Below are 14,341 nucleotides of genomic sequence, written 5' to 3' on the forward strand. Positions count from 1 at the left end.
ACGACATGGCAGCGCAACTCCATCCCAACCGCATGGTCCTGACCGACCGTTTCCCGATGCTGGGCTTCACGATTCGCGTCGGCCACGCGCCGTGCGTCGCGGAACTGGTGATCGCCACCGATCCCGCGCTGTTCACGCGCAAGGACGGGCGCACGTCGTCGACGTTCTATACCAGCCGCGAGGACGGCCTGCTGGCGATCCCGCGCGGCGAAGCGGTGTTCATGGTGCCGCCTGCCGTGCTGGCGCGCTTCGCGGGCGCGAGCCGGCTGTGGTTCGGCCTCGCCACCGCGGCGTCGCCCGCTGCCGATGCGTGGACGGTCGATGTCCTGCCGAATGCCGACAGTCCGTACGTGTCGCTGTCGGGGCTCAGCGACCGGGGATTGCGCCGGGTTCGCGTGTTCCCGACGCGCGGCACCGCCGCCGTCCGGAGTCCGCTGTTGAACTGGGCGGGCGACGCCACGCGGCCGGGCGCGACCGCCGTGCCGGCGCCGAGCGCACCGGGCGCCGCTCCCACCGCGGCGCAGCCGGCCGTCGAGCCCGTTGCGCCGCACCACGACGTTCATTACGACGACGGCTTCGGTCCGCTTCCGCCGCTCAATGCCGCAACGCCGGGCGCCGCGACGCCCGCCGCGCCGGCCCCGGCGTCGACCCCGGGCGCGCGCCCGGCATCCGCCGTCGCATCGGCACCCGCCATCGCACCGGCACCCACCATCGCATCAGCACCCGCCATCGCATCAGCACCCGCCATCGCACCGGCACCCGTGTCGCAGGGGATGAGCGACGATGCCGGGTTCCGCCTCGCGGGCGAACGCCGCGGCTTCACCTGGCCGCGGCCGCGCAAGCTCTCGACCGTCGAGCGGGCCGCGCTGCGCGCGATTCTGAGCGCGAATCCGGCCACCGCGTCGCTGATGCTGCTGCTGCCGGTCGCGATGCGCAACGGCCTGTCGGTCTCGATCGGCGCGGGTGCGGGCGCCGGCCTGGAATCCGGGGGCGCGGGCGCGGTCGGCCTCATCTTCGACGCCAATGGCGACGACATCGGCGTCTTCGTGTCGGGCGAGCTCGACTTCGGCTACATCGTGTCGGCGAGCCTCACCGGCCAGATCAGCCTGCTGCGCGGCCATATCGACGATTTCTCGGGCACCGGCACGACAGTCGGCGTGATGGTCGGCGAAGCCCCGGCCGGCGGCATCTCGGCGCTGTTCGACGCCCGCGGCGAATTCGTCGGCGTCACGCTGTCGGCCGGCGTCAGCGTCGGCAGCCCGGTGAGCGTGTTCGTCGGCGTCTCGCGCGCCGCGGCGGGCACGATCGCCACCTCGTCGTCGTCGCTCGGGTGGTCGCGCGGCCTGAGCGCCGACCCGGAGGCCTACGGCATCGATACGCCGCCGTACAGCGACGACGATGCGGCCGCCGAGCCTTCCGCGACGGCCAGTGCGCTGGCGCTGGGCGCGCGCGAGAACAGTCTCGTCACGCGTACCGCGGCCAGCCCGAATTTCGACGAGGGGCGCGGCAGCAAGACGATCGACCGCATCATCATCCACATCGCCGACGTACCGACCGTCCAGCAGGTGGTGAATACCTTCACCAATGCGTCGTCGAAGGTGAGTTCGCATTACCTGGTCGGGCAGGAGGGCGAAGTCGTCCAGTTCGTCTCCGAGGCCGACACGGCGTGGCACTGCAAGGGCTCGAACCAGCGCAGCATCGGCATCGAACACATCGCGGTGAAGCGCGGCGGCGCCGACTACCCGCGTCGCAACGGCACCGTCCAGCATTTCGATGCGCTGGCGCCGACCCAGCTCCAGTACGAAACCTCGGCGGCGCTGGTCGCGTCGCTGTGCGACAAGTATCAGCTGCCGATCAATCGCACGACGATCATGGGCCATCGCGAGGCCGACACCTCGACCGGCCATACCGCGTGCCCCGACGGCAACTGGGACTGGGACTACTTCATGCGGCTGGTCACCAGCCGCACCTGCCAGCCGCAGGCGGCCGGCCAGGCGCTGGGCCTCGCCGCGCGCGGCCTCGGCGACGACATTCCGCTCGATCCCGGCGTCGGCGGCCTGTCGATCGGCACCGACGCGCTGGAGATCGGCGACATCATTCTCAGCACCACCGGCAATCCGGGCTCCGGCGTCATTCGTGCGGGCTCGGGTGCGGAGGTCAGTCACGCGATGCTCTATGTCGGCCAGGGCGGGCAGGTGATCGAGGCGATTCCCGGCGGGGTCCAGTTGCGCCCGCTCGCGGACGCGCTGGCCGACGCGCGCCTCGCGGTCGCGTTCCGGGTGCCGGGCCTGACCGATACGCAGCGGCAGCAGGTTGCCGATGCCGCCGCGCGCTACCTCGATCGCGGTTTCAACTACGTCGGGCTGGTCCGCTGCGGCAGCTACCTGATCGACCGCCACGCGTGCGACCTGCTGTCGGGCGACGCGGCGGAGCGCTGCCGCCGCTTCGTCGGCCGCATCGAGCTCGGCGAAGGCGCCGACACCGACAACTTCTTCTGCTCGCAGCTGGTCGCCCAATCCTTCCAGGACGCGGGCAGGCCGATCGTCAGCGTGCCGCCGCACTGGGTGCCGCCGGGCGATCTCGCCAGCCTGTCGACCGGCACGATGGCCCCCGGAACGCTCGCGTATGTCGGCCATCTGAAGGCGCCGATCCCGAGCCGCGGCTTCTTCGGCACGAGCCAGGCGCTGTCGGTCGCCGCGGGCGCCGCGCGCACGCTGGGCGCCGACGACTGGTCGGTGAACTGGGACGAGGTGCAACTGACCCCGCAGCCCACCGACATGGGCTGCTGGGCGACGGCCGCGTCGATGGTGATCGGCTGGCGCGACAACCAGAGCGTCGATCCGACGCTGCTCGCGCGCTGCATCAGCCTCGAGCGCCAGATGCGCGATGGCCTGGCGCCGGCCGAGGTGGCGGGGTTCGCCGGGGTGTCGACGCTCACGGTCGAACCCAATGCGTGCTTCGCGCCCGAGGGCTTTCGGCGGCTGCTGGAGGCGAACGGACCGATCTGGGTTGCCGAAGTCGTGCGCGCGCCGGTCAACTTCTTCCATGCGGTGGTGGTGACGGGCATGTATCGCAGCGGCGACGCGTATTTCGTGCGGATCACCGATCCGCTGGACCGCGTGGTCGGCACGCCGGGCCATCCCGGCGCGCGGACCGTGCCGCCGACCCACTCGACCGGCAGCCGCTACATCATGACCTACGAGGATTTCGTGTCGGAATACGAGGCGGCGGCCGGCATCGGCGTGATCCAGCTGATGCATTCGGGCGGCACGTTCGGCCACACGATCAATCGCGGCAGCGCGGCGGGCGCGGGCTATGCGCTCGGCGTCGAGCCGCCGGCCGCGGGCGGCGAGTTCGGCTTCGGCGTGAGCCTGACCCGGCGCACCGAGAGCCGCGACGGGCGCAGCTACGATCTCGCGCAGCTGACCGGGCTGGTCCAGCCCGCCAACGCGCTGGCGGGCGGCGCGGGGCAGCCGCGCATGGCCGGCCAGCGCATCACCCTCGACGACTGGCCGTACATCGACGGGCCGGGCGGCCGCACGTCGGCCCCGGTGTCGATCGACTGGGCGTGGCAGGGCGGCGCGGTCGGCGACGTGACGATTGCCGCGGACCACGGCCAGATGCTCGACGGCTGGAGCGCGTTCGTGCGCGCGGATATCGGCCGCGGTTCCGGCACCCCCGAACGGGCGAGCGTCAGGCTGCGCATCACCACCACGTTCCGGCATGCCGGCGAGGAGGACCAGGTCGGCGTGACGGAGGTGACGCTGAACGGCGACGGCCGCTTCCAGACCGTGCACGGCGCCGACGGCGCGCCGCCGCTTCCGGCAAGCGGCACGCAGCCGGCACCGCACGAACTGCAACCCGCCTGACCCCGAGGGACACGCGCGATGGCCCGCCACATTCCCCCTCCGCCACCACGCGGCGCGATCGCGCCCGCGGTGGCCCTTGCTCGCGACGCGTTCGGCCGCGAGATCGTCGACGGGTCCGGATCGGGCGACCCGGGCAGGCAGGACGGCGCATTGCCGCAAGCAATGCCGGCCGGCGGCACGGCGCCCGCGGCCCCGGGCGGGTCGGCGCCCGCCAAGGAGAAGGCGACGGACGCCATCGGCCGGCGTGCGGCGGCGCTGGCCGATGCGATCGACTTTCCGACCTTCGTCGCGAGCCTCGTGCATGGCACGTACGACGCGATCGTCGACAGCTCGATCAAGCAGGTCGAGAGTTTCGCCGACCTGGTCGGCGCGGTGGCCAAGCCGCTGGACCAGTTCACGCAGGAGAACGTGACCGACGGGCAGGCGCGCGCATGGCTGGTCGAGCAGTATCCGCACGACGTGACGCTGACGCAGGACGGCGGCGATTACCGCCTCGCGCCGGTGGCCCGGCCCGGCGACGACGATGCGGCTCCCGCGCCCGCATGGCTCGCCGATTTCGGTGCGGCCGACAGCGCGTTCGATACCCAGACGCTCGAATCGGTGGTGCTGCCCCGCGCCCGCGAGCGCGTCGCGCAGCATCGGTTGTCGACGCTGTCGACGATGGTGCTGCTGGGCATGCAGCGGGTCGTGGTCAAGGACGGGACGATCGCGGCGAGCCTCAATTTCCAGGCCAAGGCGCGCGATCGCGCCGCCGTGCAGTATGCGACGTCGAACGACCCGTCGTCGGGGCAGACGACCTGGGGCGGACGGGGAACGTCGGGCGATGTCGTCACCACGGTCTCGACCGTCGCGGTCAATGCGCAAACCGACACCGATCTCAAGGCGACGCTGACCGGGAAGGTGAGCATCAATTTCGCATCGGAGACGCTGCCGCTCGACCGTTTCGTCGACGAGGCGTCGCGCAATCTGCTGGAGCGGCACAGCCGGCCGGCGGCGCGGATCGCGCCGCCGGCGGCGACGGCCGCCCAGCCTGCGGCGCCGCTCGCGGCGCCCGTTCCCGCCGCGACGCAGGCGCCCGCCGCCGCGCCTGCGCTGCCGGCCGCGTCCGCCGCCCCGTCGGCCTCATCGGCTTCGTCGGCGCCGGCGGCACCCGCACCCGCACCCGCACCCGCACCCGCACCCGCACGAGGAGAACCCACATGATCGCGCCGCGGCCGCTGGGCGAGACGCTGGGCGCGTTCGCCGACGTTGCCGGACAGCTGGCCGCGGGCGCGGCGCAAGGGCTGCGGGTGCGCTCGATGGCGATGGAACTGCCGCTCGACCTGCGCATTGCATGGGGCGCCGACGGCATCGAGCTGGTCGGCGACCTGCCGCAGTTCCTGACCCGCACGGCCTTCGATGCGGAGCCGGCGCGGCTCGCGATCGTCCTCGAAGCCGTGCCGGTCGACGGAGCGGTGCGATGAACAGCAACGCCAGCCTGCGCCTCGAGGATTTCATCCAGGCCGTGCAGAGCCAGCTCGACAACGCGCAGGCGGCGATGGCGATCAAGGCGCGCAACCTCAACCTGCCGCTGACCTTCGCGATCAAGGACGTCAACCTCGATCTGCGCGCCCATGTCGAATTCGTCGAAAGCGAGGTGTGGATTCGTCCCGCCGGCCCGGGCGACACCGACAGCAGCACCTTCCATCTCGTCTTCACGACCATCACGCGGCCGGCGATCGAGGAAAACGCGATCGCGCTGTCCGAGGACAGCAAGGACCAGCCGCTCGACGCGCTGGGCGACGAGTTCTCGGCCGAGGACCGCAAGCGGCTGGAATGGGCCGGCGTGCGCACGGTCCGGCAATTTCGGCAGGCCGAGCAGCGCGACATGGTGCATGCGATCGGCCGCGTCACCAACCTGTCCGTGGACCGGCTGCGCCGGGCGCTCGACCGGGCGTCCGCGCCGAGCGTCGAGCGGATCGAACCGGTGGCGCCCGCCACCGACGCGCAGCCCGATGCGGCGCCGCTGCTGCGCGTGATCGGGCGCAATCTCGTCAACGGCACGCACGCGCCGCTGGTGCGGATCGGCAATCGCCCGGTCGCCGTGCTGCAATCGGCGGACGACGAGCTGCTGCTCGCACCGGGCCGCGACCAGTGGGCCGGCGAACTCGCCGTCTCGCCGACGAGCCGCCACGCCGCCGCGCTGGCGTTCGACCTGAGCGCATTCGCGCCGCCGCCGGCGCCCGCGGCCAGGCCCATGACCCTGGCCGCCGTGCCCGGCCAGGAGGAGGCGCGGCCATGACGATCCATGCACTCGGCACGCCGTGGGCATCGCCCGGCGAGCGTCAGTTCAGCCTGCCGACCAGCCTGCTCGTCAAGCTGGCGCTCGGCGAAGCGCCCGAGCACGTGCCGTCGATCCGCGACGTGACGCGCGGCGCGCTGGCCGCCGCGCAATGCATCGACGGCGGCCCGGTCGACCGCATCCTGGTTGCATTCGCCGGCCGCTTTCTCGCGGTGCGCCCGTTCAGCGCGGCGGCCGGGCGCTGGGTGCCCGGGCACGCGCACCTCGGCTACGACGCGATCGAACAGACGACCGGCATGGCCCGCACGCTGCTGTTGCGCGTGCCGGCGGGCACGCCGATCGGCGCGCTGTGCGACTCGCTCGCCCAGCTCGCGACCGTGGAAAGCGTGACGCCCAACTACGTGGCGACGGTCCCGATGGACGCACCCGGCCGCCTCGCACCGGTGCCGCCGGCCGCGCGGGTCGCGCAGGATGCGCGCGCGCTGGTGCGCATGGCCGATGCGCACGCGATCGAGCCGGGCGACAGCGGCGTCACGGTCGGTCTGATCGACAGCGGCATCGCGCGCCAGCATCCCGAATTCGCGCATGCCTTCCGCGCGGGCGCCGATACGGTGCGGCTCGAGCCCGGCGACTTGTCGCCCGGCGTGCAGCTGCTGAGCGGTCACGGCCATCGCGGCGATTTTCCCGAGGACCGCTTCGTCGGTCACGGCATGGGCTGCGCGGGCATCATCGCCGCCGAAGGCGTGGCGATGCCGCGCGGGCTCGGCGGCGACTGCCGCATCCTGCCGATGCGCGCGCTGGCGGCCGCCCGCCTGCCGGGCAAGGCGCATGCGATCGGGCTCGGCGCGATCGCCGACCTCGATCGCGCGCTCAAGCTCGCGGTCGACCTCGGCGCGAAGGTGATCAACATGAGCTTCGGCACCGACGACGCGACGATCGCCGCCAACCGCCCGAAACCGCATGCCGACACGGTCGCGTATGCCGCTGCGCGCGGCTGCATCCTCGTGGCCGCGAGCGGCAACAACGGCGCCGTGACCCGCTACTGGCCCGCCGCCTATCCGCAGGTGATCGCGGTCGGCGCCGTCGGCGACGACGGCCGGCCGACCCCGTTCTCGACGCGCGGCCCGCACGTCGCGCTGTGCGCCCCGGGCGAACGGGTGTTGACGAGCGCGATCGAGGCCTATCAGCTCGCGACCGGCACCAGTTTCGCCGCGCCGTTCGTCGCGGGCGCCGCGGCGCTGCTCGTCGCGTACGCGCAGCGCCGCGCCTATCCGCTCGACGGCGCGACGGTACGCGAGCTGGTCGTCGCCACCGCGCGCCCGTTCGCGCCCGGCGCGGCAGACGGCTGCGGCGCCGGCATTCTCGACGCGGCGGCGGCGCTGCAGGCGCTGTCCGGCCGCATCGACGCGTACGAAGCGGCGGGCGACGACGGTTGCACGGGCAAGGACGGCCGTGCCGACGACGGCTGACTGGCGCACGGGATCCCGCTCACTCCCCCGAACCGACCGGATTTCAAGGAGAAGTTAAATGTTTCATGTCAACAATCAAGTCCGCTTCCTCGACCTCGTCGACCTCGAGACCCGGGCACGCGACGGGCTGGTCGATATCGTCAACCGGCTCGAGTCGCTGAAGCGGCCGCCGGTCGCCGCCGAGCGGGAGCAGCTCGCGCTGTGCAAGGCCATCCTCGCGGTCGTCTACGACACGAAGCCGTCCGACGGCGTGCCGCAGGTGTGCGATCCGCTGTTCGTCGCCACCCGCGAACTGCTCGCCAGCAAGTCGCTGGTGAATCCGCCGTTGCTGTCCGAGGTCAACGGCCAGCTCGTGTTCGACGCGGGCGACGTGAGCGGCGCCAACGGTGCCAATGCCGCCAATGGCGCGAACGGCTCGGACCCGGAGGCCGTGTCGATCACGCTCGTCGCGCTGGTGCTGGGCATCCTCGCGGTGGACGGGGCCACGCCGCCGCCCGTGAAGGTCGACGGCGGCAAGACCGTGCCGGACGGCGACAACGTGCTGATGAACGCCTTTACCCGCCAGTTCTTCGCGGCGGTGGGCGAAGCCAATTCGTACGGTGGGCTCGCGCAGCGGGTGCTGGCGCTGCTGTGCATCGAGGGCGATCCCGACGGCCGCGGCGGCGAGCAGCCGGGCGTGGTCACCACCGAATTCGCGCGCGTGATGCGCGGCCTGCAGGCCCGCAAGATCCAGGCCGACGAGCCGCAATTGCGCCGCCGCATCAACGAGGAGCTGAACACCGTCCAGAACATCGGCGGCGAGGACGCGATCGCCGATCTCGGCATCGACCTGCCGAACCTCGAGGATCTGGAAGACGCGAACATCGTCGCCGACAACGTGCGCGTGATGGGCCCGATGATCGTCGCCGCGATGTTCGACGAACTCAAGGTGTTCCAGGTGGTCGACCGCATCGTCGAGCAGTTCCAGCACGGCACGCTGCCGATCGGCCCGGGCAATGCCGGCAAGCTGCTCTATCGCTACTGGCGCGAAACGCCGAACCGCATCTCCGAGCAGGAGCGCAAGAACTTCGCGGCCATCACGCTCGGCGTGCCGGGCGGCGATCCGAACACGGCCGGCAATCGCGAGTTCAACGACCTGTGGATCCGCTTCGTGTCGTCGGTGTCGTCGTTCGTGCGCCAGACCGAAGTCGACTCGCTGCTGCGCGCGAGCGTGCCGAACCCGATCAACCACCAGCAGGTGCGCAAGGCCGCCCGCGATCTCGCCGGCAACCTGTCGCTGCACGGCTACGGCATGGCGCATTACGCCGCGCGCGAGATCCAGTCGCAGGTCAAGTTCATGATCGACCTGCTGCAGGACCCCGAGATCCGCGGCTGCTACGGCGCGAAGGACATGTGGCAGGTGATCGACCAGGTCGCGACCTACGACCTGGGCGGCGCGCGCACCAGCTCGCGCTATCGCACGCTCGCGACCTGCGGCACGATCATCACCGCGTGGCTGGCCAACAACGTCGATCGCGTCAACAAGGCGACCGGCCCGCTGCTCAGCATCGACCAGATCGCCAATCCGGACGTCTCGTCGAACCACAAGTCGACCGTCGACCCGACGGACTACGACCTGGTCAATGCGTGCGAGCTGTGGCTGGCCGATACCGCGACCACCGATACGCAGATCGAGCAGTTCTCGCAGCCGCGCGAGGCGCCGCAGATGACCTCGAAGCCGGTGCCGATCCCGGCGATGGCGCGCGAGATGCTGGATGGCGTCGGCGACATCGGCGCCGGCATCGGCCTCGGCGCGGGCGTGCCGGTGAAGGCGGGCTACGGTGTCGGCACGCACAACGGCGCGAGCTACTACTCGAACCGTCCGCACTGAAGCGGCGTCGCGTGCGCTGCGCCATTTTCGAACCCTGCCGGAGCCGAGCCATGCCCCTGACCTCAATCCGCGAACCGGTCGTCGCCCGGGTCGAACGCCGCCTGAAAAGCGCCGCGCGCAGCCTCGGCACCGCCGATCCATTCGCGCCGTCGCGCGACCTGTTCCTGCGCACCTTCGGCGACGGCGCCGACGATCTGCGGTTCCGCGACAACGCGCTGATGCCGATGGCGGTGCCGTTCGAGCCCAGCTTCTCGGAAAGCCAGCCGGGCAAGCTGCGGTTCACGATCGAGCCGTTGCCGCCGGAGGCGTCGGCGATCGACCGGCGCGACGAGTCGACCCGCGAAATGCGCAAGCTGATCCGCGACTTCATCGGCCGCGAGGCGCTGCACTGGTTCGACCAGGCGAGCGAGCCGTTCCGGGGCTTCGCGCGGCCGGGCGGCAACCTCGACTACGGCGCGTTCTTCGGCTCCAGCTACGACCGCGACGGGCTCTATGCGTCCAAGGTGTACTACGAGCTGCCCGGCGACGCCGGCACGATCGAGAACCTGCCCCGCGACCTGGCCGGCATCGTCCAGGCCGCGCTGCAGATGGTGCCGGGGCTCAAGCCGCTCTTCACCACGATGGCGGCCCAGCGCGATCTCGGCGGCCAGCGGCTCACGTTCGCGTGCACCCGCGCGCTGCGGCTCGCCGATCTGCAGCCGGTCATGGATGCGCTCGGCATCGGCCATCGGCTGCCCGGCATCATGCAGCTCCTGGGGCTGGTGCTCGGCGGGCGCTTCGACCTGCCGCCGCACGGCGCGCTGCTCGCGTTCGGGCTCGGCCCGGACGGGCCGGATTTCGAGCTCTACGTGCTGCTGTCGGCGATCCCCGACGTGCCGCCCGCGTTCCTCAGCCTGCTGACGATGGGGCTCGCCGAGCGTCCGCGCGGATTGCAGGCGCTCGAGCGCTGGATGGGCGCGTTCACGCCGGAGGACGCGCACTGGCCGGGCCGCTTCTCGATCATCAGCCTGCGCACGGACGCGGCCTGCCCGGCACGCGTGAGTCTCTACCTGCGCCCCATCGAGTTCGAACTGCCTGTGGACGCGCCCGCCCAGGCCAACTGAATCCGAATCGCTTCGTCACGCGTTTCCCGCGAGGTCGCCATGTTCCCGCAAGCTGCCCGTTCCACGCCGATCGCGCCGCCGCCGCCGCGCGCCGCGGCGGCCGCTCCGCGGCACACGCCGCCGGTGCCCGCCGACGAAGTGCGCCACGGCGTCGCGCAGATGTTGACCCGGTCGCAGGCGTTCAACGCGATGCCCGACGCCGATCGCCGCGACATCGCGCGCAACACCGCGTTGATCGCCGATTACCTCGCGCGGCCCGAAGGGTTCGCCGGCCACGAGATTCCGGGCGGGGTGGGCACCGCGCCGGCGCGCGCGCTCGACGACAACACGGATCATTCCGCGCACGAGGCGGATTTCTCGACGCACAACCAGGCCGTCGACAGCATCGGCAAGTCCAAGTTCACCGCGGCGGCCGCGCACGAGGGCGCGGCGGTCGCGGGCGAGCTGCTGAACCAGGTCAAGTTCCCGACCTTCGTCGCGAGCCTGATCAGCGGCGTGTTCCAGTCGATCACGCACAGCTCGATCGAGCAGATGAAGGCGTATCAGGAAATGATCGCGCAGGTGGCGAAATCGCTCGGCCAGTTCGCCGACGAACATGTGACGGAGAACCAGGCGCGCGATCATATGGTCGGCCAGTTTCCCGACCTGTTCGAGATCGGCATGGACGACAGCGGCGACACGCCGAGCCCGCGCGTGCAGGTGCGCGACGGGGTCGACCCGGACGAAGCGTCGAAGACCGTGCGCGCGCGCCTGCAGATGGGCGACGGCGATACCTTCGACCTGTCGGACGAGGCCTCCGAGCTGGCGATCGTCAACCGCTTCAAGATGCAGCTCGCCAAGCAGCGCCAGCAGATGCTGGCGTCGATCGTGCTGATGGGCATCAACCGCATCGTCGTCACCGACGGCAAGATCTCCGCGAAGATCATCTACGACGTGCGCGCGCAGGACACGCTTTCAAAGCAACGCAGCGCCACCGCGGTCGACCTCGCCCGCGACAAGGACGGCAACGTCCAGTCGACCTACGCCGGCAAGGGCACCTACGATCGCGGCGGCAAGTACGACTCCAGCAACGACAAGGACAACGGCCGCCAGTACAGCGCCGACTACTACGCGAAGGGCGACTACGAATACGAGAACAAGCCGATCATCACCGCGTCGACGGCCGCGTCGGAAACCAGCAACGCGGCGATGCAGACCAAGATCCAGCTGTCCGGCGCGGTCGACGTCAATTTCAAGAGCGACTACCTGCCGCTCGACAAGATGGCGACGCCGCAGATGATCGCCACCATCACCGGCAACGCGACGCCGGCCGATCCGAACGTGCTGCCCAGCCCGAAAACGCCGCCGGCGGCGTCCGCCCCCGCGGCGGCTTCGGCCCCGGCGGCGGCGCCGGCCGCCGCGCCGGCGCCGGCTGCGGCCAGGGGAAACTGAGCCATGCGCCTGCCCGCTCCCCCCGATGCGCTCCACCCGGTGCGGCCGCCCACGAGCGCCGCCGCGTTCGACGCGACGCGGCCCGAGGTGCGCCGCCTGCTGACCGCGATTCCGTCGTTCCTCGACCTGCCCGACGACGAGCGCCGCCGCATCGCCGCCGATACGGTGCGGGTGCTCGCCTACCTGGCCGACCCGAACGGCGTGCACGCCGAGATCGCCGAGCGCGAGGCGAACGGCGAGCTGCCGCCCACCGGCCTCGCGCACCCGCTCGTGCCGCCGCGTCCGGCGCCGGCCGCCGCGGCGCTGGCCGACGATCCCGTCACCGCGACCAAGCGCCAGCTCGCGCAGGATCCCGGCTTCGCCGGCAAGGACTTCCAGGCCGGCGCGGTGAAGCAGGGCGTCGAGCAGTTCGGCCAGATGGTGCAGAAGGTCGATTTCCCGAAATTCGTAGGAGGCCTGATCAAGAACGTGTTCCAGGCGATCGTCGAGAGCTCGATCGAACAGATGCGCGCGTACGGCGAGCTGATCGCCAATGTCGCCAAGACCACCGCCCAGTTCATGAGCGACAACATCAGCGAGGGCGCCGGCCGCGACTATCTCGCCGATTCGTTCCCCGACGTGCTGTCGGTGCAGGCGCAGGACGGCGCCGACGCGTTCGACGCGGACAGCGCCGGCGCGGCCGCGGCGGCGGCCCCGACGCGGCTGGTGGCGCAGGGCGACAACGCGCAGCAGCGGCTGGCCGAGATCAGCCGGAACTACAACCTCGATCCGCCCGTGACTGACCTGTCCGACGACAAGTCGGAACTGCGCCTCGTCACCGCGGCGCGGCTGCAGATGGCGAAGCAGCGCCAGCAGCTGCTGTCGTCGATGGTCATGCTCGGCATCAACCGCATCGTCGTCACCGACGGGTCGATCAACGCCAAGGTGGTGTTCGACATGCGCGCCAGCGACACGGCGAAACGCACCTACACCGCGTCGATGCACGACCGCGAGAGCCAGAAGTACAAGGAATCGCTCAACGCCCATTACGGCAGCTGGTACACGCCGTATTCGGCCGACGCCGCGTTCGAGGGGCAGCAGGAACACGTGGCCACCGTCGGGTCGGCGCTCGACGACACGAGCGAATCGAAGGCCGAGGTGAAGGCGAAGCTGTCGGGCGAGGTCCGCGTCAACTTCAAGAGCGACTACCTGCCGCTCGACAAGATGGCGACGCCCGAGATGATGTCGGTGATCCAGGGCAACTCGACGCCGTACAACCCCAACAAGCCGGCCCCTGCCGCCGGCGTGCCGGCCGGGCAGCACTGAATCATGGCGCGCACGCTCATCGTCCCGCCGGCGGATGCCGGGCTCGCGGCGGCCATCCGGTCGGGGGAGCGGCTCGTCGAGCGCGCGACCGCGCACGGCCTCGCGTTCGCGCTCGACGAGCTCGGCGACATCGCGATTCCCGATCCCGTGGCCGCGCGCGTCGACAAGGCGCAGCTGCGGGCGCTCGCGTCGCTCTATCTGGCGGCCGACCTCGAGCCCGCGGGCGTGATCCCCGCGGTCGAGGCGCTCGCCGGCCTGTCGGCGAGCGGCGCCGTCGGCGTCGATCTCGGCGGCGCGGAGCCGCTGGTCGCCAACTGGTGGCGTCACCGCGCCGAGAAGCTCGCGGCCGGCGAGCGCGCGGCGTTCTATGCACGGTTGTTCGGCACCGCGTACGGCCCGGCGGCCGCGGATGCCGAGCGCAACGTCCAGTTCGAGGAATGCATGCTGGTGCTTTGCGAGGCGCTCTACAAGCTCGACGAGACGCCCGGTGCCGACCCGGGCGGGGATCCCGGGCGCCAGGCGCGAGTCCGCAACGCCGCGCGCGCGCTCGCGCAGAATCTCGGCGCCGCCTGTACCGGCGTGACCGCATTCATGGCCGGCGAGATCGTCGGCATGCTCAGGGACGCGTTCGCGATCCTCGGCCATGCCGACCTGCGTCACGGCTTCGCCGCGCGCGACATCTGGGGCGTGGTCGCCGGCATCGGCCGGCTTTCGCGGCAGCCGCCGGCCCAGCCTGCCGCCTATGTCCGGCGCGGCAAAGCCGGGATGACCGTGATCGCATGGCTGGCGGACGTCGCGGATGCGCTGGACGGCGCGTCGCCGCTGCTGCGCACCGACAATCCGGTGATCGCCTCCGCCGCCGACTGGCTCGAGGCGACGCTCAGCCTCGGCGAGAAACCCGACGGCCCGGTGTCTTCCGTCCCGGACGACGGCCGCGCCGTGCCGCCGGCCGCGCGCCCGGCCGCGCCGTCGAACCCGTGGGCGGCGCTCGGAAGCTGACATGGAACCGCGTC

10 protein-coding genes are annotated in these 14,341 nt (G+C 71.5%); all 10 read left to right on the plus strand.

Going from position 1 to position 14,341, the window contains the following annotated elements:
- Positions 1-5: 5 nt before the first annotated feature.
- The 10 genes from DID99_RS10445 (at position 6) to DID99_RS10490 (ending at position 14,327) form a co-directional block, all read left to right on the plus strand.
- Positions 6-3,869, plus strand: a complete 3,864-nt coding sequence (locus tag DID99_RS10445) for an N-acetylmuramoyl-L-alanine amidase (protein WP_260444564.1) — start codon at positions 6-8, stop codon at positions 3,867-3,869.
- A 69-nt stretch (positions 3,870-3,938) separates the two neighbouring features.
- Positions 3,939-5,072: a hypothetical protein gene (locus tag DID99_RS37190; RefSeq protein ID WP_185733753.1), complete on the plus strand. Its 1,134-nt coding sequence runs from the start codon at positions 3,939-3,941 to the stop codon at positions 5,070-5,072.
- On the plus strand, positions 5,069-5,332 hold the full coding sequence (locus DID99_RS10455; RefSeq protein WP_044844335.1) for a hypothetical protein: 264 nt from the start codon (positions 5,069-5,071) through the stop codon (positions 5,330-5,332). The genes DID99_RS37190 and DID99_RS10455 overlap by 4 nt, the downstream gene beginning before the upstream one ends.
- Positions 5,329-6,150: a hypothetical protein gene (locus DID99_RS10460; RefSeq protein WP_124666605.1), complete on the plus strand. Its 822-nt coding sequence runs from the start codon at positions 5,329-5,331 to the stop codon at positions 6,148-6,150. Before DID99_RS10455 ends, DID99_RS10460 begins: the two co-directional genes overlap by 4 nt.
- Entirely contained in the window at positions 6,147-7,619 is a 1,473-nt protein-coding gene (locus tag DID99_RS10465) for a S8 family serine peptidase (protein WP_124570981.1), read from the plus strand. The genes DID99_RS10460 and DID99_RS10465 overlap by 4 nt, the downstream gene beginning before the upstream one ends.
- Before the next feature lie 58 nt (positions 7,620-7,677).
- Entirely contained in the window at positions 7,678-9,489 is a 1,812-nt protein-coding gene (locus DID99_RS10470; RefSeq protein ID WP_124487345.1) for a hypothetical protein, read from the plus strand.
- A gap of 50 nt (positions 9,490-9,539) precedes the next feature.
- The gene (locus DID99_RS10475; protein WP_124487344.1) at positions 9,540-10,592 is read left to right on the plus strand and encodes a hypothetical protein; all 1,053 of its coding nucleotides are present in this window, start codon (positions 9,540-9,542) and stop codon (positions 10,590-10,592) included.
- A gap of 39 nt (positions 10,593-10,631) precedes the next feature.
- The gene (locus DID99_RS10480) at positions 10,632-12,023 is read left to right on the plus strand and encodes a hypothetical protein (protein WP_124487343.1); all 1,392 of its coding nucleotides are present in this window, start codon (positions 10,632-10,634) and stop codon (positions 12,021-12,023) included.
- A gap of 3 nt (positions 12,024-12,026) precedes the next feature.
- Positions 12,027-13,328 (plus strand): hypothetical protein, encoded by a 1,302-nt coding sequence (locus DID99_RS10485; RefSeq protein ID WP_124666606.1) that lies wholly within the window; start codon positions 12,027-12,029, stop codon positions 13,326-13,328.
- 3 nt (positions 13,329-13,331) lie between these two features.
- A complete protein-coding gene (locus DID99_RS10490) occupies positions 13,332-14,327 on the plus strand; it encodes a hypothetical protein (protein WP_124666607.1) in 996 nt (331 codons plus the stop codon).
- Positions 14,328-14,341: the final 14 nt, after the last annotated feature.

The sequence above is a fragment of the Burkholderia sp. Bp8986 genome, assembly GCF_003854225.1.
Lineage (GTDB): Bacteria > Pseudomonadota > Gammaproteobacteria > Burkholderiales > Burkholderiaceae > Burkholderia.

Bases quoted from the DNA above. Each gene is read 5' to 3' on its own strand.
- DID99_RS10445 (WP_260444564.1), top strand. From the start codon at position 6: ATGGCAGCGCAACTCCATCCCAACCGCATGGTCCTGACCGACCGTTTC.
- DID99_RS10455 (WP_044844335.1), top strand. From the start codon at position 5,069: ATGATCGCGCCGCGGCCGCTGGGCGAGACGCTGGGCGCGTTCGCCGAC.
- DID99_RS10460 (WP_124666605.1), top strand. From the start codon at position 5,329: ATGAACAGCAACGCCAGCCTGCGCCTCGAGGATTTCATCCAGGCCGTG.
- DID99_RS10465 (WP_124570981.1), top strand. From the start codon at position 6,147: ATGACGATCCATGCACTCGGCACGCCGTGGGCATCGCCCGGCGAGCGT.
- DID99_RS10470 (WP_124487345.1), top strand. From the start codon at position 7,678: ATGTTTCATGTCAACAATCAAGTCCGCTTCCTCGACCTCGTCGACCTC.
- DID99_RS10475 (WP_124487344.1), top strand. From the start codon at position 9,540: ATGCCCCTGACCTCAATCCGCGAACCGGTCGTCGCCCGGGTCGAACGC.
- DID99_RS10480 (WP_124487343.1), top strand. From the start codon at position 10,632: ATGTTCCCGCAAGCTGCCCGTTCCACGCCGATCGCGCCGCCGCCGCCG.
- DID99_RS10485 (WP_124666606.1), top strand. From the start codon at position 12,027: ATGCGCCTGCCCGCTCCCCCCGATGCGCTCCACCCGGTGCGGCCGCCC.
- DID99_RS10490 (WP_124666607.1), top strand. From the start codon at position 13,332: ATGGCGCGCACGCTCATCGTCCCGCCGGCGGATGCCGGGCTCGCGGCG.